Annotated in this window: 15 protein-coding genes and 1 riboswitch; of the genes, 5 read left to right on the top strand and 10 right to left on the bottom strand. The window is 37.2% G+C overall.

Annotated features, from left to right (window positions below; all coding sequences use genetic code 11):
• Window positions 1-226: 226 nt before the first annotated feature.
• Window positions 227-1,729 (top strand): L-fucose/L-arabinose isomerase family protein, encoded by a 1,503-nt coding sequence (locus BR73_RS0114425; RefSeq protein ID WP_033166107.1) that lies wholly within the window; start codon window positions 227-229, stop codon window positions 1,727-1,729.
• 247 nt (window positions 1,730-1,976) lie between these two features.
• Window positions 1,977-2,080, top strand: a riboswitch (guanidine-I (ykkC/yxkD leader).
• Window positions 2,081-2,130: 50 nt separating this feature from the next.
• Window positions 2,131-2,859 (top strand): GAP family protein, encoded by a 729-nt coding sequence (locus tag BR73_RS0114420; protein WP_033166106.1) that lies wholly within the window; start codon window positions 2,131-2,133, stop codon window positions 2,857-2,859.
• 399 nt (window positions 2,860-3,258) lie between these two features.
• Here the strand turns inward: BR73_RS0114420 and BR73_RS0114415 are convergent, their stop codons facing one another.
• From BR73_RS0114415 to rhaB, 10 genes are all read right to left on the bottom strand, one after another.
• Window positions 3,259-3,708, bottom strand: a complete 450-nt coding sequence (locus BR73_RS0114415) for a hypothetical protein (protein WP_033166105.1) — start codon at window positions 3,706-3,708, stop codon at window positions 3,259-3,261.
• A 541-nt stretch (window positions 3,709-4,249) separates the two neighbouring features.
• On the bottom strand, window positions 4,250-4,699 hold the full coding sequence (locus BR73_RS0114410; RefSeq protein ID WP_033166104.1) for a hypothetical protein: 450 nt from the start codon (window positions 4,697-4,699) through the stop codon (window positions 4,250-4,252).
• Between the two features lie 11 nt (window positions 4,700-4,710).
• Window positions 4,711-5,103, bottom strand: a complete 393-nt coding sequence (locus BR73_RS0114405; RefSeq protein WP_156034724.1) for a hypothetical protein — start codon at window positions 5,101-5,103, stop codon at window positions 4,711-4,713.
• A 189-nt stretch (window positions 5,104-5,292) separates the two neighbouring features.
• Window positions 5,293-5,745: a hypothetical protein gene (locus tag BR73_RS0114400; protein ID WP_033166103.1), complete on the bottom strand. Its 453-nt coding sequence runs from the start codon at window positions 5,743-5,745 to the stop codon at window positions 5,293-5,295.
• Between the two features lie 164 nt (window positions 5,746-5,909).
• Window positions 5,910-6,359 (bottom strand): hypothetical protein, encoded by a 450-nt coding sequence (locus tag BR73_RS0114395; RefSeq protein ID WP_033166102.1) that lies wholly within the window; start codon window positions 6,357-6,359, stop codon window positions 5,910-5,912.
• A gap of 15 nt (window positions 6,360-6,374) precedes the next feature.
• Window positions 6,375-11,681 (bottom strand): RHS repeat-associated core domain-containing protein, encoded by a 5,307-nt coding sequence (locus BR73_RS0114390; RefSeq protein WP_033166101.1) that lies wholly within the window; start codon window positions 11,679-11,681, stop codon window positions 6,375-6,377.
• Between the two features lie 15 nt (window positions 11,682-11,696).
• Complete coding sequence (locus BR73_RS0114385; protein ID WP_033166100.1) at window positions 11,697-12,551, bottom strand: hypothetical protein; 855 nt, start codon at window positions 12,549-12,551, stop codon at window positions 11,697-11,699.
• Between the two features lie 50 nt (window positions 12,552-12,601).
• Complete coding sequence (locus tag BR73_RS0114380) at window positions 12,602-13,810, bottom strand: kelch repeat-containing protein (RefSeq protein WP_033166099.1); 1,209 nt, start codon at window positions 13,808-13,810, stop codon at window positions 12,602-12,604.
• Between the two features lie 170 nt (window positions 13,811-13,980).
• Complete coding sequence (locus tag BR73_RS0114375) at window positions 13,981-15,234, bottom strand: L-rhamnose isomerase (RefSeq protein WP_033166098.1); 1,254 nt, start codon at window positions 15,232-15,234, stop codon at window positions 13,981-13,983.
• A gap of 132 nt (window positions 15,235-15,366) precedes the next feature.
• Window positions 15,367-16,788, bottom strand: a complete 1,422-nt coding sequence (gene rhaB, locus BR73_RS0114370) for a rhamnulokinase (protein ID WP_347463437.1) — start codon at window positions 16,786-16,788, stop codon at window positions 15,367-15,369.
• Between the two features lie 282 nt (window positions 16,789-17,070).
• On the opposite strand from rhaB, the gene BR73_RS0114365 reads away from it, so the two are divergent.
• From BR73_RS0114365 to glmS, 3 genes are all read left to right on the top strand, one after another.
• Window positions 17,071-17,529: a MarR family winged helix-turn-helix transcriptional regulator gene (locus BR73_RS0114365; RefSeq protein WP_033166097.1), complete on the top strand. Its 459-nt coding sequence runs from the start codon at window positions 17,071-17,073 to the stop codon at window positions 17,527-17,529.
• A complete protein-coding gene (locus tag BR73_RS0114360) occupies window positions 17,526-18,368 on the top strand; it encodes a DegV family protein (protein WP_033166096.1) in 843 nt (280 codons plus the stop codon). The genes BR73_RS0114365 and BR73_RS0114360 overlap by 4 nt, the downstream gene beginning before the upstream one ends.
• A 918-nt stretch (window positions 18,369-19,286) precedes the next feature.
• Window positions 19,287-21,116: a glutamine--fructose-6-phosphate transaminase (isomerizing) gene (glmS, locus tag BR73_RS0114350; RefSeq protein WP_033166094.1), complete on the top strand. Its 1,830-nt coding sequence runs from the start codon at window positions 19,287-19,289 to the stop codon at window positions 21,114-21,116.
• The last annotated feature ends 181 nt before the right edge of the window (window positions 21,117-21,297 follow it).

Below are 21,297 nucleotides of genomic sequence, written 5' to 3'. Positions count from 1 at the left end.
ACAATATATTCTAATGTTATTATCATTATATCGATATATAATCACATTGTAAAGCTATTACCCATATACAATATACCGCAATTATTATCACAGTAAAATGTTATCACAGCAAATGTAACCACAGCAAATGTAATCGCAGCAAATGCTATCACAGCAAATGATATCACAGCAAATGCTATCGCTGCAAATGCTGTCGCTGCAAACAAAAAGTGAAAGGAGATTTTTAATGAGAAAAATAAAAGAGACAAAAAAACCCCGTATAGGTATCTACACTATGGGATTAAAAACCTACTGGGCTCAGTTTGAAGGTCTAAGAGAAAGAATTACAGGATACGGTGAATTTATTTCCGAGAAAATTAAAGCTATGAATGCTGAAGTTTTCTTCTATGGTTTGGTAGATTGTGAGGAAGAAGGGGTAAAAGCCGGTGAATATTTTAACAGCCATCAGGTGGATCTGATCTTTGCTCATTCCGGGACCTATGTAACCAGTGCCTCTGTACTTCCAGTTCACAGGATATGTAAGGCATTAACAATAATTCTAAATCTTCAGCCTGCAGCTCAAATCAACTATGAAAAGACTACCACCGGGGAGTGGCTAGCCTTTTGCGGTGCCTGCCCGGTACCGGAATTGTCCAATGCCTTTCACCGCTCTGATATCAGATTCAGCATTATAAACGGTTTGCTGGGTCTTACTGAGACACCGAAAATCTCGCTGACGAATGAAGTAACCATCCAAAGACCAGAGGCTGTTAAAGCCTGGAAGGAAATAGAAGAATGGGTATGTGCAGCTGGTGTGAAAAGCGGTCTCTCCTACTCCCGTTTTGGTTTTCTCGGAAATAACTACAGCGGTATGTTAGACTTATACAGTGATTTTACCATGCTGCAGAGTCAGACCGGCATACATATTGAACTTCTGGAAATGTGTGATTTAAAAGAAATGTCAGACCAGGTGACCCAGGAGGAAATTCTGCAAAAAGAAAGAGAGATAGCGGATTTTTTTATTATCACTGATGATATATCAGCAGATCCTATGGCAAAGAAACCCACAAAAGAACAGCTTTTCTGGTCTGCAAAAGTTGCAGCCGCTCAGGAACGGCTGATAAAGAAACATAACCTGGATGGTCTTGCCTATTATTACCATGGCGCCCCGGGTAATGATTATGAAGCTTTGCAGGGAGGATTTATTGTTGGTCATTCTTTATTAACTGCCAAAGGAATCCCTTGTGCAGGTGAAGGTGATCTTAAGACCTGTATTGCCATGAAAATATGCGATATGGCAGGAAAAGGCGGCAGCTTTTGTGAAATTGTCGTAACAGACTACGAAGAGGGAACCATTCTCTTAGGCCATGACGGACCCTTTCATCTGGCAATTGCCGAAGGTAAACCTCTTCTTCGTGGTTTAGGTGTTTATCACGGCAAGCAAGGCACCGGTGTATCCGTTGAAGCAAAAGTTAAGACCGGTGAAATAACCAATCTTGCCTGTACTCAGACCATAGACGGAAAATTAAAATTTATTATTACAGAAGCAGAAAGCGTAAATGGTAAAATTATGACCATTGGCAATACACAGACTCCGGTGAAGTTCAAAAAAGATCCGGATGCTTATATGGAAGAATGGTTTTTAGAAGCTCCAACCCACCATTTTGCAATGAGTATAGGTCATAACGGCAGTTTATTCGATAAAATTGGTAAGCTCCTTGGTATTCATACAGTAACGCTGAATAAATAGATTATTTCAGAGTGTTTTAAACACAAAGCTTAATACCCCATCCTTTAAACTATAGGTTATTTGTATGCAATTAATCAGAGACAACAAAACTTCTTTTTTATCATTTAATAAGCTAATAACCTACGACTCTTTCATGAATAAATAGGTTGTTCAATAGCTGTTTACTTTCTTCCATATATTATTCTTGATTTTCATTGACATTACTTATACTTTTTGATAACATAGTGTCGAACATTTGAATAAATATTAAATTGTTTTCTAGGGTTCCGTAATAATTCATTATTAGTCTGGTCCAAGAGAAAACGCACAAAATATTATTTGTGTACACGGAAGGATAAAAGCCTGGGAGTTATAAAATACTCTCAGGCTATTTTTTTGTCTCAAAGAAGGAGGAAAACATAATGTGGGGATTATTAATTTCAACGATTATTACAAGTGCAGTAGACAGTCTGAATCCCATTGCCATAACCCAGCAATTTGTGCTTCAGGGTATGGTTAAAAAACCAAAACACATCTGGTATTTCATTATACCAACGGGTGTAGTAAACCTTGCCAGCGGCTATCTTGCTTATTATGGATTTATCTCATTAATAGGCGATTATTTTAATAAACTGATTGACAGACACGGAAGAACCGTATTTACTCTGGAACTGCTTCTTGGGATTGCTTTTCTTATTGGTGTTTGCTATATCCTTCAAAATGCAAAGATCGATTCTTTAAAAAAGCAAATCAGATTGATACAATCAGGTGAAGCAACTGACCACGACGAAGAGGAAGCCGCAAGTAAAATTAAATCCGTGTCTCCTCTCGCTCTGATTGCTTTAGGTGTTGGAGCTACAATATCAGAATTAACAACTGCTCTGCCTTATTTTGCTTTTCTGGCTATTTTGTTCAGTAACCCGGTATCTCTCCTGGAAGTAACCATCTTACTGGTTGTATATAATTTAATTTATATGTCTCCGTTAATGGCCTTATATTTTGTATATGTAAAAGCACAGGATAAGTTTGACTTACTTTATACTCTTATCAAAAAGCAGATAACTAAATGCTCCAATATTTTGGCTCCAACTGTTGTCGGTGCTATTGGATTATTTCTTGTATTTCATGCAATATCCCTTCTGCTAAAATAAACGTGCCTTTAGGCTACTTATTTTTTCGATAGCATAACCTCTGTCAAACGCGTTCAAAATCACTGAAGCTCCATGCAATACTGAAGATATCTGCTATGGTTTCTACCCAGATATTGCCGCTGCTGTCAATCTATCCTATGGCGTTATTATAGCCTTAGGAATAGACATTCAAAGAAAGTGGATTATTTACCTGTCCCTCATAGCTGTCCTCGTTAATAAACCTTTCCAAAAACGGATTACGATACCTTTTTTGCCCTCAGATAGTACAGATATAGTATAGATCCGACTTTTCATCAATTTATCCCTTCTGGTAATTATAATAACGGGCTTACAATCATCTCTGAAAAGAGGGTAGAATGAATACCCTCTTTTCAGATTATCCTACATGTCTATTCAGTATTAAAGTGTTGATAACTTCATTGCTTCCCTTATTGCTTTTGCAATTTCTCCTTCTTTTGGATTCAATCCCAATCGGATTGCTTTATCCACCATAGAACAATATCCTTGTCGAGATTCTTTTTTCGTAGGTGTTATTCTATATCCTTCATCAACATTCCAAAAGAAAAAAATAAGCCTCCTTTCTTTTACTGCCCTGGAATATCCTTTTATATTTAAAAACTTTTCAATTGGAGTTGTTTTATTTTCATCATCTGGCACGATGCTAAAACACTGATCCATTGATTGATAGATTGCTTTTTCTAATTCTTCATCCGTATATGGATTTAATAGTTGAACCGGCAAATCCAAAATAACTGTTACTTCCCATTTTAATGAAAGACCTGTTGGAAAAATAATTAAATTATCATCAGGGTCTGCATAAATCGACAATTTTCTATAAAGATATTCCATGCTATACCACTCCTATTTAATAATTCTAGTATAATGTCCACTGGACTATCCAGGCTGGAAGCATACTTGATTGTCTGCTGCAATTGAGTAAACTGACTTTTTGTCATTTCAACCGCTGGTATGGCTAATTCCAGATATCTTTTGGTATAAGCTGTTATTACTTTTGTATCTCTCCATCTTTTCTCTATAAATCCAGCTAAAGAATCAATATACTCTGCAATACTGAAGATATCTGCTATGGTTTCTACCCGGATTTTGCCGCTGCTGTCAATCTATCCTATGGCGTTATTATAGCCTTAGGAATAGACATTCAAAGAAAGTGGATTATTTACCTGTCCCTCATAGCTGTCCTCATTAATAAACCTTCCCAAAAACGGATTACGATACCTTTTTTGCCCTCAGATAGTACAGATATATTACATATCCGTCTTTTCATCAATTTATCCCTTCTGGTCATTATAATAACAGACTTACAATCAGCTCTGAAAAGAGGGTGGAATGAATACCCTCTTTTCAGATTATCCTACATGTCTATTCAGTATTAAAGTGTTGATAACTTCATTGCTTCCCTTATTGCTTTTGCAATTTCTCCTTCTCTTGGATTCAATCCCAATCGAATTGCTTTATCCACCATAGAACAATAACCTTGCCGAGATTCTTTTTTCGTAGGTGTTATTCTATATCCTTCATCAACATTCCAGAAAAAGGATATAAATCTTCTTTCTTTTACTGTTTTTGCATATCCTTTTATCTTTAATAATTTCTCTATAGGGGTTACTTTATCATTGTCATCAGGTATAATGCTAAAGCAAAGATCCATTGCCTGGAAAATCACCTTTTCCAATTCTTCATCTGTATAGGGATTAAAAAGCTGAACAGGTATGTCAAGGTCAACCGTTGTCCCTCTTGTTGGTGAATTACCCGTTGGAAAAATAATCAAATTATCGTTAAGGTCTGCATAGATTGTTACATAGCGATATAGATATTCCATATTTATGTCTCCTATTTAATAATTCTCAGTATAATTTCGACTGGATTTTCTAAATCAGAAGCATACTTTATAGCTTTCTGCAACTGAGTAAACTGGCTTTTCGTCATTTCAACCGCAGGTATAGCTAATTCCAGATATCTTTTGGTATCAGCACCGGTAACTATACTTTTACCTCCCCAATCTTTCTCTACAAATCCTGACAACGAATCAATATACCCTTTCAATGTAGAATACATTCTATTCCCCTTATTATAGGTCTTAGCCGTAATATCCATTGATTTAATACTGGTTATTGATTCGGCATAACCCTTTATGCCTTTTACTGCTTTATCAATTACCGGAAAGTTAGTCCCCCAGCCACCTAACATTTTTTCGATAGCATAACCTCTGTCAAACGCCTTCATCGCCCATACGCCGGTTCAGAAAATATGGGTGGAGTTACTTCGTAGCTGTCCTCATTAATAAACTGTCCCTAAGCCAGATCATAATTCTTTTCTATCCCATAGGTGTTTAATTATGGGTTTACCTTTATCTAAGAAAAGAGGGTAGAATGAATACCCTCTTTTCAAATTATTTTGCATACATTCGCTTGATTAGGGTGTTGATAACTTCATTGCTTCCCGTATTGCTTTTGCAATTTCCTCTTCTTTCGGATTCATCCCTAAGCGAAATTCCTTCTCATCTATTGAACTATATCCCTGACGTGGTATTTTTTGGGAAGGTGTTATAATATATCCTTCATCAACATTCCAAAAGAAAAAAATAAGCCTTCTTTCTTTTACTGCCCTGGAATATCCTTTTATATTTAGAAACTTTTCAATTGGCGTTGTTTTATCTTCATCATCTGGTATTATACTAAAGCAGAGGTCCATTGCTTTATAGATACTCTTTTCCAATTCTTCGTCTGTATAAGGATATAAAAGTTGTATCGGTAAATTCAGAATTACTGTTGCACCTTCTCTTTTTGGTGATTCACCTGTTGGAAAAATAATTAAATTATCGTTAGGATCTGCATAAATTGATAAATTCCTATAAAGGTATTCCATGATATATCTCTCCTATTTTATAATTCTAAGTATAATTTCCACTGGATTATCCAAGCTGGAAGCATACTTTATTGCCTGCTGCAATTGAGTAAATTGGCTTTTTGTCATTTCAACCGCAGGTATAGCTAACTCTCTCTTCTTATTATTTCCTAATATTTGTCTGACTAAGGTGTCGACAATTTCATAGCTTCTCTTATTGCCTTTGCAATTTCACCTTCTTTTGGATTCATCCCTAAACGAAATGATTTATCCACCATATGACAATACCCTTGCCTTGGTACTTTTTTTGTTGGTGTTATTATATAGCCTTCATCAATATCCCAAAGAAAAGAAATAAATCTTCTTTCCTTTACCGCTCTAGAATATCCTTTTATCTTTAATAATTTTTCAATAGGAGTTACTTTATCTTCATCATCTGGTATAACGCTAAAGCACTCATCCATTATTTGGTAAATCATTCGTTCTAATTCTTGATCTGTATAAGGTTGCAAAAGCTGAACTGCCAAATCAAGATCAACAGTTGTACCTCTAGTTGGCGAGCACCCCGTTGGAATAATTATTAAATTATTCTGTGGGTCAGCGTATATAGATACATAGCGATATAGATATTCCATATTATATATTCCTTTCTATTTTATAATTCTAAGAATAATTTCCACTGGATTTTCCAAGCTTGAAGCATACTTTATAGCCTGCTGCAACTGTGTAAATTGACTCTTTGTCATCTCAACAGCTGGAATTGCTAATTCTAGATATCTCTTGGTACCAGTCCCTGCAGATATTGTTTCCTTTGCCCAAGTTTTAGTAGTAAAACTTGATAAAGAATCAATATACCCTTTTAATGTAGAATACATTCTATTCCCTTTATTATAGGTCTTGGCCGTAATATCCATGGACTTAATACTAGTTATTGATTCAGCATAACGCTTTACCCCTTTTACCGCTTTATCAATTACCGGAAAGTTAGTCCCCCAGCCACCTAACATTTTTTCGATAGCATAACCTCTGTCAAACGCCTTCATCGCCCATACACCGGTTTTTTCAAAATCGTCAGCTTTTGCCAAAATCTTGGCACCAGCCTTCAAGCCCTTGGCGGTATACGAACCTGGTACATAGGGTACAATAGTTGCCGCTACATCCCATGCCAGGTATCCAAAGTTAGACCAGCTTGGATTTTTAACAAAATCATTTAGACTCCATGCAATACTAAAGATATCCGCTATAGTTTCTACCGGAATATTACCGCTGCTGTCAATATATCCTATAGGGTTATTATAGCCGTAGGCATAAACATTCAGAGAAAGTGGATTGTTAACCTGCCCTTCATAGCTGTCCTCATTGATAAACCGTCCCAAAGCCGGATCATAATACCTTGCTTTAAGGTAGTACAAACCTGTTTCTTCGTCATACACCTCTCCCGCATACTTAAACGGATTACTTATAATTTCAGAATTTTCCAGTGTATTCCCCCACTCGTCATACTTATAATTATTAACCACATTTCCGTTTCTGTCAACTATCTGGACAACATCTCCATGACCGTTATACAGATAATAATATTCTCCACCAGCTGTCTCTTTTTTGGCAAGAACCCTATCCGCCCCCCATATATAGTTTGCCGTTATGACTGACGAATTTTCAGCTTCCGCTACAAGTCTTCCTGACAGATCATAAATATACAACTCGGAACCCGCAGCTGTATACTTCCCTGCCCTTAGTCCGTCCGCATAATAATCCATCGTTGTTATTACCGTCTCCTGTAACTTATGGATTGCAGTCCCTGTTACTATATTTATCTTTTGCTTCTCATCCTTTTCATATCCCACTATGGAGCTGATAGCTCCTCCTGATACCGTCACCGCAGAACCCGTTATAGTATTCTCTTCTGTCGTTAATCCATCTGCCGTATTCCCAGCAAGCGCTATTGCATTACCTTTTGTGACAGATTTTAAATTATTCTGCATATCATAGGTATATTCTGTTTCCGCAAGATTAAGGTCAAACCATGCACTGCTTAAGGTTAACCGATTCCCCCGCAGATCATAGGTATATATGGTGTTAGTGCTATTTCCGGCTTCTGGTTGTATTTCAATTAACCGGTTTAGTTTGTCATATACATAGGTCTTTACCGTAGAATCTTCCTGAACTGTTATGATATTACCGTTGGCATCATAGGTATAGGAATAATCGGATAATACCATACTGTTCTTTTTATTTGTAACGGAAACAAGCCTGCCGATAGCATTGTAGGCATATTCCGTTGTTAGCAGAGAACCGTCATTCAGCTTCGGATAGGTTAACTTTTTTAATTTTCCATCAGGATAGTACTCATAAGTGGCATTTTCAGAATCCAACGAGCTTAAGGCAGTCAAGCCGTTGGTCTGCACCTGGGTAAGCCTTCCACTTATATATCCGTAATTAGTATAGAAATAATTGCTGTCAAATACTCCTATTCCCAGACTTTTTATGTTCCCTGTATCATCGTATTGCAGTTTCAGGCTAGAGGTAATGTTCCCCGTGTACACATTCTTTTGAATAACTTGTCCGCTCTGGTCATAGAAATAGTGACTTTGGGCACTAGGCGTGCCATTCTCATATTTCAGTTCATCAAAATATCCAAAAGGATTGCGGTAGGTATACCTGTATTCACGAGTGGAAGTATAATCCGCCCCAATCTGTAAAGACGAATTTAATTGATTCAGCTCATCGTATGATAAAATATTTATATTACCGTTTCTGTCTGTGGAACGTGTATTCAGCCCCAGCTCATTGTAGAAGTTAGTAGCTGACTCTCCTGAAGTATCGGCCTTGCCTGTCATATTTCCAAGCTCATCATAGGTCTTTTCATATATGGTTACAGGCATTATGCTGCTTTCATTATCTTTCAATGTTACAACTGCTATTTCTCCTAATGCATTATAGTTTACAGCAGTAATCTGGTTAATCGCATCCTTTACCCTTATTATCTGATTCAGCTCGTCATATTGATAGCTCTTGGTATACCCGTCTTCATTCACATTCCGCTTTGGGTCGGTATACGCAATAAGATTACCTGCAATATCATATTGGTATAATTCTGACAGCTCTCCGGTTAATACCGGCCAATTTTCATATACCGTTCTTGAGACAATCCTTCCAAACTGGTCGAGTGATACCGCCAGATAATTTTCTTTATAAGTATTAATTCCAGGATTTGTACGGTAAGCTGCTATATTATCTTTCGCTACAAAATAACTCTTTATTTGATTGCTTTTTATTTCATAATCCGATACATATAAGTTACCCAAAGCATCAATATTTTCATTGTTCTCGCCCCACGGATTATAAAAAGCCGTTACCATATTCCCTTCTGCATCCACGGAAGCTATGACTCGCATCATAGAGTCATAGTTATAGCTTGCCGTATTTACCCATCTGGAGTCACGAAAAGACTGACTGTTTCTCAGATTCCCATAGACATCGTACAGTTCGTTTTTAATATTGTAAAAGGACTGGGAGCCGTCAATATTGCTGTAACGTGTATAAGATTCTACGGTAGTTCCATATAAATAACCGTTTCCATCCAGATAATCCAGATTAAACGCATTGGTATAGGAATACTCTTCCGTAACCGTATAATATTCTCCGTAATTATTACTAAACCCCGGTAATTGTTTGGAAACCAGCCTGCCAAGTTTATCATAAATATAGGAAGTGGTTTTATAATCATTATCTGTCTCTGTCCGTACAAGCCCTAACAGCATATCATAGGTCTTACCCGTTCTGGTCTGGGTAGCATTTCCCCATTCATCCGTATAATAGCTGATTATTTCTTTTGGGTAGGCATAGCCCGTTTCACTGCCATATATGTATTTCGTTTTAGCCTCTTTCCCCGCTTCAAGGGGTTTTGTAAATTCTTCTATCTGGTTACCAAATGCGTCAGTATAGTAGTGATAATTAGTTATTTCCCCTTTTGCATTTATCTGACTTTGTAATCTTCCCGAGGAATCATAGTTGTAACTCTCAGTTAAGAGTTTTGTGTCATTCTGAAACGACTGTTTTTTTGTTACAAAATACGGAAATAAAGAGTTCTCATAATAATATGTAGTTGTATATTTTATCTTCGTATTTGCATCATTATATTGTACAGCAGTCAGAGGTAATGTGGACGAACTTAAACCGCCCCATTCCGTATATGCCATTCCCATATAAAGCGTTGATGCCAGGGTCCCGTCACCGGCATATTCTGTTAGTTCAGTTTTAGTAGGTTTAAACTTATAATTACTGTCAAACTCAAGATTCTTAACAACTTTCTTCTCATTGTTAGACACAGAACTTTCCTTTTGTATTTGTTGTTTAACCCCATTAAAAGTATATTTTGTTTTTAAGCCATTTAATGCAGTTGATTCAGTCCAGAACTCATAGGTTTCCGGCGTAACTTCTTCGCCTGAATAAGCAGGATATCCGGTATAATCACCCGAATAAGTATAATCTATTCTATTATAATTACCGTTCCAATCAAGAGGTGTCTGACTACCGGCATCCAGTTTTTGAAACTGATCATACCTTGCTTTTATTCTATAGGCATCCGTTAAACCTTCTGTGCCAAGATTCCTCAATACCTTTTCATATTCATAACGAGTTTTGGTTCCTGCATAAATTATACTCCCCAATAAATATCGATCAGCCGATGCTGAGGAATCGGTTAACGCTTTTGTACTATAAGAATACCGTTCATTGGGATGACTGTTATTATTATAATTATAGTAATCTTCATAGTAGGTTATTCTGCCTATAGGATCAATAACCTTAAACAGAATAGGATATGTATAAGTATCAATAACAACTCCATTATCAGTAGCTTCTTTTGTCAGAAAATAACGTTCATAGGTAATATTTATTTGCTCTGTCTCTCCCGGTGCAGTTACAGTTAATATGATATTGTTACCCGCATAATTAAAGTTAATGATTCTACCTGTACTATCCTCAATTTGGCTGATAAAAGGATATGTTTTGTCATAAACCTGCATATTTACATGTTTAAACTTAATCTGATTACCGAACCTATCTTTAATCCCTAATATTCTTCCATCTGCAGCAAAATATTCAACCGTTTTATCGGAACGAATAAATTTGTATTTGGAGGATACGTTGTCTCCGTTGATATAAGAGCCATTATCTTCTACAAACTTAACATCCTTACCTTCGTATCCATCAAGATTTGTACCGCTAGTATCATTGGTTCCGATTACTTTATATACCGCTCCGGTTTCATCATGGTAGTACATATATTTTTGTCCGTTGTAATCCTCTAACTGGACGGATGGAAAAGAAAGGGACCAGCCTGCTCCCAAATTATACCTTGTTTTGTAATAACTGTATTTATCAGGATAATTTTTCGTTGTTATTGTATAGTCCGTATAATAGGTTATGCTTGTCTGCTCATAAATTCTTACAGGTATACAATTAACTACATTATCCCTATAATATATATACACATCCGCTGCATCATCATAGTTCGTGAAGGTCCCTATTGTATTGGTATAAGTTGTTCCGTTACTTTCATTAAAAAACAATACCAGCACTACATATCCCGTATATGTTTGTGTATAAGAACTTGATGAAGAGGTAACAGAAACCTTTTTCTCAAATTCATCCTGAGCGGAATTGTATACTCTTCCAATAGATAAATCCAAGCCATCTTTGCCGGGTAATGAAAGGTCTGTTTCCTGTATAAGTAAATTTCCTGTAATGGGATCAATGGTTTCAACAGTATTGCTTCTATTGGCATACTTGGGATTATTAATTTGATTTATGCTCTGCTGTGTTACTACCCCATTTAAATACCCTTCAAGAGCATTAATATCAACTTCTGCATAACAAGTATTTCCAGTTGCTAATAACATGACTCCCATTAAAAATATGGTACAGAGTAAATTCTTCAATTTTCTTTTCATGCTCTTATCACCTCTCTATTCTCCACTGCTGTTGCCCTTAAGGTATCCTTTCATCAATTCTTTTACAGGCTTTCCGGTTTTTTTAGCTAATTCTTCAAATTTTGGAATTAATTCAGCAGGTATACTTTCCGTTTCTAAATCCGATAGTTGATATTTCTTTTTATCATCCTGAGATATCTGATTTTCATTTGCTGTCACAATAGGTTTTTCAAATAATTTACTACCACTTTTTAGATAAGCAGTAACCAAATCATCCGTTATCTTTCTATTGTTTATCTCAGCATAGACTATAAGATTGGTAATATCTGATTCTTTTACTTTTTTACTTTTTAGTTTCTCATACTCTTTCGGGTACGTTTTCTTAAATTCCTCCACCACCTTCTTCCGGTTGGTTTCCAGTATCTCATTTTTTATCTGATTAAGGGACTTTCCTGTGGATTCTTTTTTCTCCAGAAGAGTCTTCGGCTCAATACCTGTTTCATTTCCAATTTTGTCTGCCTCAAAAATATCCTCTACCGTATACCCCTCCAGCAGCATTGATTTCACTTCATCCTCACTGATGTTATATATATCCGGTGTTCCGGGATTTAAGGTACTTTTTGTACCCTTATATAATATCTCTTCGTTATTATCTGATGTTATCAAACTATTATCAGAATATATATTTTTTCTGTTATTAACCTCCGGCTCGATTTCAGCCAAGTTCAAGGATGGTAATGTATTAATACCACTATTATCAAGGCTGGTATCATATTTTTTCTCAGTGAACTTATTTGTATTTATTTGCGAATAACCAGTTATATAACTGCCAAAACTGGATGCAAGTATTCCTATACATAAGGTGAATGCTATTATTTTTTTATTTCTCATTTTATCCTCCATTAGCTCATTAGTTATCTGAAATCTTACAATAATAAATTTCAATTTGCAGGTCTTATACGTGTGAGGTTACCGTTTTTATCATACTCTAAATATGCCTTTATAACTCCATTATTAAGAATACATATAAGTCTACCCTTAGAATCATATTCATACGTAATATCCATTGCTTCATTACTTTGATCATTACTTTGTATGATAAATGAATGTATGAACTTCTCCCTTCCTATTTCTCCACCAATCATAAGTATTTTCTCATCTAACACAAAGGCATTAAACAAATATTGTGGAGTAGACAATATGTCAGAGCAAATCCTCCAGCTATTCGTATCCGGATTATATTCTTCTATAGAATCCAATGCATCAATACCATCAAATCCACCAATTGCATATATCTTACCGTTATATGCAATAAGGTCTAAATAGCTTCTTGGTGCGGTCATGGATGCCACATTTTCCCATTCTCCTGTTAAAGGGTCATACATCTCCATCGTATTATCATCTTTACCTCCCGCAACATAAATCTTACCATTCAAAACTGCCGAACCAAATTTATCAGCTCTTGTAGTTAGCATACTTTTTCTACCTTCAAATTTATTGCTTACTGGATTATACACATCCATTACATCTACAGGTACTCCTTCATTCCCTCCGATTATATAAATTAAACCGTCTATTACTTCTATGCAAAAATCATACTTTACAGACAAATAGAACCCCGTTTTATAGATCCATGTGTCAGTTACAGGGTTATACTCTTCTATAGCAACAACTTCATCTTTTGTTAGTCCACCAAGAGCATACAATCTGTCATTCACTACAGCCAGTGCCACAGGTGATTTTGATTGCACCAGACTTGCTTTCTTTGTCCATATATTAGTATTAGGATTGTATTGATAAAGTTCTGTCCCATTCACTACATAAATTAACCCCTGCATAGTTGCTGATGCATTATATTCATCACTGGTAAATGGAAACTTAGTTAAAGTATTCCATTCTGTTATATTACCTCCACTAACACCTATCGACATAGTTGCCACTATTGAATTATCCGTATTCACTTTCGTATTATTATTCATTTTTGTCAGATTTTCATCTGATATTTTTTTATCCATATGTACTACTGATGTAGCGTCATTATAAGCTTCTGAAGAATTCGCTGCTATAGATGCAGTAATTTTCGGGTTTTTAGATGCCAAAAATAAAAAAACGACAACTAAAAGCAAAATAACCATTATTTTTCTTTTCAATATATAAATCCTCCTTTAAATAGTATATTATAACATATTATCCCATATATTAACATTTGTCAATAATTAGTATTTCATATTAAAATTAAATTATAAATAAAAAAGCTCTGCTGTTTACCAATTTTTTATTGATAAACAGCAGAGCTATAAATCTCTTAAATAATAAATTATTAATTTCTCTTGGATAAAATTTCTGCTTCATATGCCGTAACTTCAGCAAACCAGTCTTCTCTTTCAGGTACTCCGTTAGTCTCACAGAAATAGTTCCAAACATCACCGAAAGGATAGAATTTTAATTCTTCCTGTAACATCATAAGCTCTGTAAACTTATTTTCATTCTGAAGGGATGCCAGCTTTTCATTAGGCAGCAAGGTAGCATAAAGCAGTGATTTCAACATATTTCTCATACCAACTACCCAGGCAGAAACACGGTTGATACTGGCATCAAAGAAATCCAATCCGATCAATACTCTGTCCAGTGCATCGCAGCGTACAATTTCTTTTGCAATTTCCTTGGTTTCATCATCAAAGAGTACCACATGATCGCTGTCCCATCTGATTGGTCTGGTTACATGAAGAGCTAATTTATCAGAGAATAACAGCATGGAAGGTATTTTATCGGATACAACCTCAGTAGGATGATAATGACCATTGTCCAACAGGCAGAGTATGTCATTTTTTGCTGCATAACTCATATAAAACTCATGGGAACCTACTGTACACGCCTCAAGTCCAATACCAAATACTTTGGATTCAACTGCTACATATACTTTGGATTTATCGTAAGGTGTTGCGATTATCTGATCCAGGGAATCCTTCAGTCTTGCTCTGGGGCTTAATCTGTCAGCAGGAATATCCTTAAAACCATCGGGAATCCAGATATTTAATAAACAGTGTGTGTTAAGCTCTGTTGCAAAATATTCTGCTATCTTAATGCAGGCAATCCCATGATTGATCCAGAACTTTCTGATATCCTCCTTCTCGCTGGATAAGGTAAGTCCATCTGCCTTAGGATGAGCAAAGTAAGTAGGATTGAAGTCAAGGCCAAGACCTCTTTTCTTAGCAAATTCCACCCATTTAGCGAAGTGCTTTGGCTCAAGCTTATCTCTGTCGACTTCTTCACCGGGTTCAAAAATAGCATAGTTGGCATGTAGATTAATACGGTGTTTTCCAGGAATCAGGCTTAAGGTCTTGTCGATATCAGCCATTAATTCCTCTGGTGTTCTAGCTTTACCAGGATAATTACCAGTTGCCTGAATACCTCCGGATAACTGAGTAGCCCCTTCAAAGCCGTTAACATCATCTCCCTGCCAGCAGTGCATGGAAATTGAAGTTCCAAGCACTTTCTTAATCGCTTCATCTGTATCTACACCTAATCTTTTATAAATTTCTCTTGCAGATTCATATCTCTGTTTTGTAGTCATAGCTTTTCTCCTTATAATAAGAAATAAAATATTAATTGATTATTATATTAAATATTGAATAACCTTAGTTGTAAAATTCTCTTAGCGTTGCTTTCATAAGCAATAATATTACTTGTCAATCATTGCTTATCATTAAATACTTGAATTGAAAACTCGAACACCAAAGGAATCATAAACACATTTTCTTGCTTCTATAATATCTTCAAATACCTCAGCCTTTAACATCTGTGCTAATATATTGCCCAGCGCCGTCGCCTCAGAAGGTCCTGCACAAACGTCTTTGCTTGTATAATCAGCTGTCAGCTGATTCAGATAATCTGCATTGGAACCGCCGCCTACTATATGTATGCGCTTGAAGCTTCTTCCGGTTAGTGCTTCTATTTCCTTAACAGCACTGCTATAGCTGGCAGCAAGACTGTTATAGATGCAGGCAGCCAGCTCTCCAACTGTCTCCGGTACTTTCTGCCCGGATTCTTTTAAGTAGTCTTTGATAGCCTGGGTCATATTGGCCGGTGCCAGGAATTCCTGAGCATTTACATCAACGATGGAAGGGAAGGAACTGCTTTTTTCAGCCATAGCACACAGCTCTGCAAAGGAGTACTTATCCTCCAGCTCATGTCTTACTGACTGAATCATCCATAAGCCCATAATATTTTTCAGATAGCGGAATCGGTAATCATAACCACCTTCGTTGGTAAAATTTGCAATTCTGCTTTCTTCTCTGCAGTCAGCTTCCATCCTCTCGATGCCAATTAAGGACCAGGTACCGGAGCTGATATACAGGTAATCATCATCGGAAGCCGGCACTGCCAGAACTGCAGAACCCGTATCATGAGTAGCAGGCAGTACTATCTCACAGTCAAAGCCAACCTCTTCCTGTATCTCCCTGCGAAGATTGCCAAGAGAGGTTTTCGGTAAGGAAATCTTCTGAAAGATTTCTTTTTTAATGCCTAATTTGTCAAGCAGGGCATAATCCCAGTCCTTTGTAACAGGATTTACCAACTGACCGGTAGTTGCGTTGGTATATTCCTGCGCTTTCTTACCTGTAAGCAGAAAATGAAAATAATCCGGAATCATTAACAAAGCTTCTGCCTTTTGGAGTATTTCAGGTCTTTGGGTCTTTACTGCTGTTAACTGATATATTGTGTTAAAAATCTGTTTCTGAATACCAGTTCTGTGATATAGCTCCTCCTCCTTAATTACCTTATACACTTCCTCATCCATACCTGCTGTTCTTTTGTCACGGTATCCAACGGTAGGTCCGAGAACTTTGTCTTCGGAATCCAAAAGAACAAAATCCACTCCCCAGGTGTCAACGCCCATACTTACCGGTATTTTACCTGCTGTTTTGCACTTCTTCAGACCGTTAAGGATTTCCTGAAACAACCGGTTCAGATCCCAGCATAAATACCCGTCTTTTTCAATAAGTCCATTCTCAAATCGGTAGATTTCTTCCAATTGAAGCTTTCCATTGTCCAATGAACCCAGAATATGTCTGCCTCCGGAAGCACCGATATCAACCGCCAAATAATAGTTTTGCATTACTGTAACCATGCCTTTCTCATAACCTGCTCCTTTTCGTTGCAGGAATAATTATGGGTGTGAAATATGTTGTATTTATACTGTAATTATAACTTGATTCCCGCCATCTGATAAGGACGTGATTCAAAAAATTTTACGTCCTTATTTGCAGCTTATAAAGAAATACTTTGAATATCAAATTATTATTGACAGAAAGCTTATGCTCTGCTAAAATATCATTACTTTGATATTCAAAGTATTAGAATATACTGAAATTGCAAATACTCAGGATATACCTTTATGTAAAGGAGTCATATGAATCAATACAAAGAAGAGTTAAATACCTTTCTGGTAGAAATTTTTCATGATATTCTTCGCCTGGAAGAAACTGCACTTGCAAAAGACGACTTTAAAAACCTCTCAGTACATGAAATGCATGTCATAGAGGCAGTATATGACGGCAACAAAGAAGGCCTTTATTCCATGAGCGACATAGCTGCAAGGCTGATGGTAACAGCCAGTACTCTCACTACCTCTGTTAAAACCTTAGAACAGAAAGGCTATTTAAAACGCGAAAAGCAGCTCAGCGATAAAAGGTTTGTAAAGGTCTGTCCAACGGATTTAGGCCTGAAAGCCTACAGCTGCCATAAGGATTTTCACCAACGCCTTGTAGACGGGGTTGCTGAAAAATTAAAGGAGGATGAGCTTAGAACACTTACTACTGCTCTCTCTACACTCCATCAATTCTTTCAAAGTCCAAAGGAGGACCAATGAGTATAAAAATATTAACTGATTCAACTTCCGATATTAGTAAAGAACTTGCAAAAGAGCTGGATATAACCCTTGTACCGCTTCGGGTTATTTTTGAAAATGAGGATTATCTGGATGGGGTAGATATAACCATTGATCAATTTTACGAAAGATTAGTGAAAGCGAAAGTACTTCCTACAACCAGCCAGCCCACACCTGAACAGTTCCTGCCCTATTATGAAGCAGCACGGGATAATGGTGACACCTTGATTGTAATTACCGTCGCCTCAAAGTTAAGCGGTACTTACCAAAGTGCCCAGATAGCTAAGGATATCGTTGATTACACAGACATTCATATTATTGACAGCGAGACTGTTACTCTTGGACTTCAGCTATTAGTCCGCGAAGCGTTAGCTCTGCGAGAAAGAGGATTGTCCGGTGATGCTATTGCCAAAGAGCTGGAAGCTGTAAAGAAGAACATCCGTCTGTTGGCTTTAGTAGAAAGTCTTGAATATTTGAAAAAAGGCGGCCGCTTATCCAGTGTAAGTGCCTTTGCAGGCGGGCTGTTAAATATTAAACCAATCATCGAAGTCAAGGATGGTTTGGTAGGTGTTGCAGGTAAAGCAAGGGGTCTGACCGGTGCATATAAGAAGCTTGCAGAACTCATAACCTTAAATGAAATAGATTTAAATCGTGAAATCTGTATAGGATATTCTGCCGGTAAGGATACAATGAACGGTTTTCTGGAGCATTCTCAACATGACCTTGGTATTCAGAGCTTCTTTGAAAGTCCTATCGGCTCTGTTGTAGGTACTCATGCCGGCCCAGGAGCCTGCGGTATTGCTTTCTTTACCAGAAATTAATTCCAGTCTAAAACTGACAGTTTGAAAGTTTTTCGCACCGAGCACCCGACGGGTGGCATGGGGTCGGGACCCCATGCTACCCTGTAATTACCAGTTCCTCTCCTACGGTTAAAGTATTTTTATCTGTAATGCTTGGGGTTAGGCGCCGCAATTGCAGTACACTAGATCCATTATTTTCTGTAATACCTGGGATAGTTTCTCCCTCTTTAGCTATATACGTTCTACTGGGCGGTACAATTATAATAGCCTGCCCTATTGTAATATTCGGCGTCAGATTATTGTCTATAATTAGTCTTAAAAGTGAGATATTATTTTACTCCGCTATAGTTGAAAGCGTTTCCCCGCCTTGAAATACATGTATTATATGGTCGTTCCTTTTACTAATATATGCAATGCTTTTAATAATTCAAACCACTTCTATTATCCAGAATTCATGGAATTATGCAGATTGATTGCAGCTTTAATTATTTGTCTCATTGACTTATCCTCTATAAAATGATAATATAGCGTAGTAACTTTCAGTTCTTTTTGATATAATATTTATCGCACAGAAAGGAGTGAAACGCATATAATACTTACATATGGTAACCATTAACCGAACCAACCCAGGGTTCTTACAACAGAAATGTTTAAAATTAGCGCCATGTACCTCTTTGGGTAATTATTCAGAGGTTAACGAGGTAGGGAGTCAGCGAAATCTTCGGCGGATGCTCTCTCATAGGCTTGGCTGTGTGAATTGCTGAAAAAACCTCCGGGTAACCGGAAAACAACAGCGGCAATACCAAGATAATTGAATTAGGAAATAGAAATCTGGTAATCTTATAGTTATACATCTTTAACTTTAAGATAATACCGGCTTGCTCTTTCTGCGAATTCATAAATATCCGAACTTTGAAAACAGAATAAAGGAGAATTAATATGTGTGGAATTATTGGATTTACCGGTTACGCTGATGCAAAAAAGGTTATGATTGACGGTCTTACTGCTTTGGAATACAGAGGTTATGACAGTGCCGGAATTGCTTTCTTTGAAGAAAATGGTATCAAAACCCTTAAAACCATCGGGAAAGTATCTGTTCTGGCAGACAAGGTAGCGAAGGAAAGAGAAACGAAAGCATCAGAAAGTACCTGTGGTATCGGTCACACCAGATGGGCAACTCATGGAGGTGTAACTGATACCAACGCACATCCTCATACTTCCGGAAAAGTTACGCTTATTCACAACGGTATTATTGAAAACTATCGTGAACTGGAGCTCCGTTTAAAAGAAACCGGCAGAATTCCCGTATCTCAGACAGATACAGAAATTGCTGCTCTTCTTATTGACAGCCTTTATGACGGTGATGCAATAAAGACGATTAAAAATGCAGTCGAATTACTTGAAGGTGCATATGCTTTCTGTATTATGTTTGCAGACCAGCCGGATGTTATCTACAGCCTTAGAAACAGCAGTCCGTTAGTAGCCTGCCACACCAAAGAAGGTTCTATAATAGCTTCTGACATGGTTGCACTTATTGACTATTCAAAGGACTATTTTGTAGTACCGGAAATGCATGTGGTGATTCTTAAAAGGGACAGTATTTCATTAACTGATTTGGAGGGTAATGAAGTTAGCCCTCGTATGCTGCATGTGAACTGGGATATGACTGCTGCCAAAAAAGGCGGTTATCCTCATTTTATGCTAAAAGAAATTCATGAACAGCCGGATTCTCTTCGTAATACTATCCTTCCAAGAATTCAGAATAAACTTCCGGATTTTACAGCTGACAATATTCCGGATTCCCTCTTTGAAGGTATCTCAAGAATTATTATAACAGCCTGCGGAACTGCTATGCATGCAGGTCTTATCGGTAAGGTAATACTTGAGAGACTGCTTAGATTCCCGGTTACAGTAGAAATCGCCTCAGAGTTCCGTTATCAGGACCCTATCATTGATAAATCCACCCTGGTTATCACCATTTCACAATCCGGTGAAACAGCTGATACCCTGGCAGCTTTAAAACTTGCGAAAGAATATGGTGCTTCCACTCTTTCAATTGTAAATGTGAAAGGTTCTTCTATTGCAAGAGAAAGCGATTATGTACTCTATACCCATGCAGGCCCTGAAATAGCTGTAGCCAGTACAAAAGCCTATACCGCTCAGGTATCTTGCCTTTATCTGCTAGCCTTTCGCTTTGCTTATGCAACCGGTAAGCTCGAAAAAGAAGCCTGCATCGAAGAAATGCATGAACTCTTGAATATAATACCTGCACTGGAGGAGACTATTTCTCAGGATAAGACTATCGAAGAAATCAGCAAACAGTTAATTGAGAAGGAAGATTTATTCTTTATCGGCAGAGGTCTTGATTATGCTCTCTCCTGTGAAGGCTCCATTAAGTTAAAAGAAATAAGCTACATCCATTCAGAGGCATATGCTGCAGGTGAGCTAAAGCACGGCACACTTTCCCTGGTTACAGAAGGTATTCCTGTAGTAGCACTTGCAACCCAGCAAAAGGTTTACTCCAAAATGATCTCTAACATTCGGGAGGTTAAGGCAAGAAATGCATTTGTAGTATTAATCACGATGAAGGGGCAGGAAGCAGAACCTTCCATTTATGATTATCACATTACCTTACCGGAGGTCAAGGATACTTACGCTCCTTTCCTGGCAGCAATAGTATTACAGCTTCTGGCTTACTATACCTCTTTGCACAGAGGCTTAAATGTAGATCAGCCCAGAAACCTTGCTAAATCTGTAACTGTGGAATAAAACAATTAATGTAAAATAAACACCAGGTATTCGCTTTCATTTATATTCAATAAAAAACCGATTCAATTAGATTTAAGTGCTTCTTGTCAAATAGACAGGAATTCTTATCTCCTAATTGTATCGGTTTTTTTATCTGAGTATTCTAATTCATGATGATGCACTATCAGTTAATTCATTTTTC

This window comes from Clostridium sp. KNHs205 (assembly GCF_000702945.1).
Classification (GTDB): Bacteria; Bacillota; Clostridia; order Lachnospirales; family Lachnospiraceae; genus Anaerocolumna.
The sequence above is the reverse complement of the archived record's forward strand: the minus strand, read 5'-3'. Positions and strand labels throughout refer to the sequence as shown.

Bases quoted from the DNA above. Each gene is read 5' to 3' on its own strand.
- BR73_RS0114415 (WP_033166105.1), bottom strand. From the start codon at position 3,708: ATGGAATATCTTTATAGAAAATTGTCGATTTATGCAGACCCTGATGAT.
- BR73_RS0114425 (WP_033166107.1), top strand. From the start codon at position 227: ATGAGAAAAATAAAAGAGACAAAAAAACCCCGTATAGGTATCTACACT.
- BR73_RS0114420 (WP_033166106.1), top strand. From the start codon at position 2,131: ATGTGGGGATTATTAATTTCAACGATTATTACAAGTGCAGTAGACAGT.
- BR73_RS0114400 (WP_033166103.1), bottom strand. From the start codon at position 5,745: ATGGAATACCTTTATAGGAATTTATCAATTTATGCAGATCCTAACGAT.
- BR73_RS0114360 (WP_033166096.1), top strand. From the start codon at position 17,526: ATGAGTATAAAAATATTAACTGATTCAACTTCCGATATTAGTAAAGAA.
- BR73_RS0114410 (WP_033166104.1), bottom strand. From the start codon at position 4,699: ATGGAATATCTATATCGCTATGTAACAATCTATGCAGACCTTAACGAT.
- BR73_RS0114375 (WP_033166098.1), bottom strand. From the start codon at position 15,234: ATGACTACAAAACAGAGATATGAATCTGCAAGAGAAATTTATAAAAGA.
- BR73_RS0114395 (WP_033166102.1), bottom strand. From the start codon at position 6,359: ATGGAATATCTATATCGCTATGTATCTATATACGCTGACCCACAGAAT.
- BR73_RS0114390 (WP_033166101.1), bottom strand. From the start codon at position 11,681: ATGAAAAGAAAATTGAAGAATTTACTCTGTACCATATTTTTAATGGGA.
- glmS (WP_033166094.1), top strand. From the start codon at position 19,287: ATGTGTGGAATTATTGGATTTACCGGTTACGCTGATGCAAAAAAGGTT.
- BR73_RS0114365 (WP_033166097.1), top strand. From the start codon at position 17,071: ATGAATCAATACAAAGAAGAGTTAAATACCTTTCTGGTAGAAATTTTT.
- rhaB (WP_347463437.1), bottom strand. From the start codon at position 16,788: ATGGTTACAGTAATGCAAAACTATTATTTGGCGGTTGATATCGGTGCT.
- BR73_RS0114385 (WP_033166100.1), bottom strand. From the start codon at position 12,551: ATGAGAAATAAAAAAATAATAGCATTCACCTTATGTATAGGAATACTT.
- BR73_RS0114405 (WP_156034724.1), bottom strand. From the start codon at position 5,103: ATGAAGGCGTTTGACAGAGGTTATGCTATCGAAAAAATGTTAGGTGGC.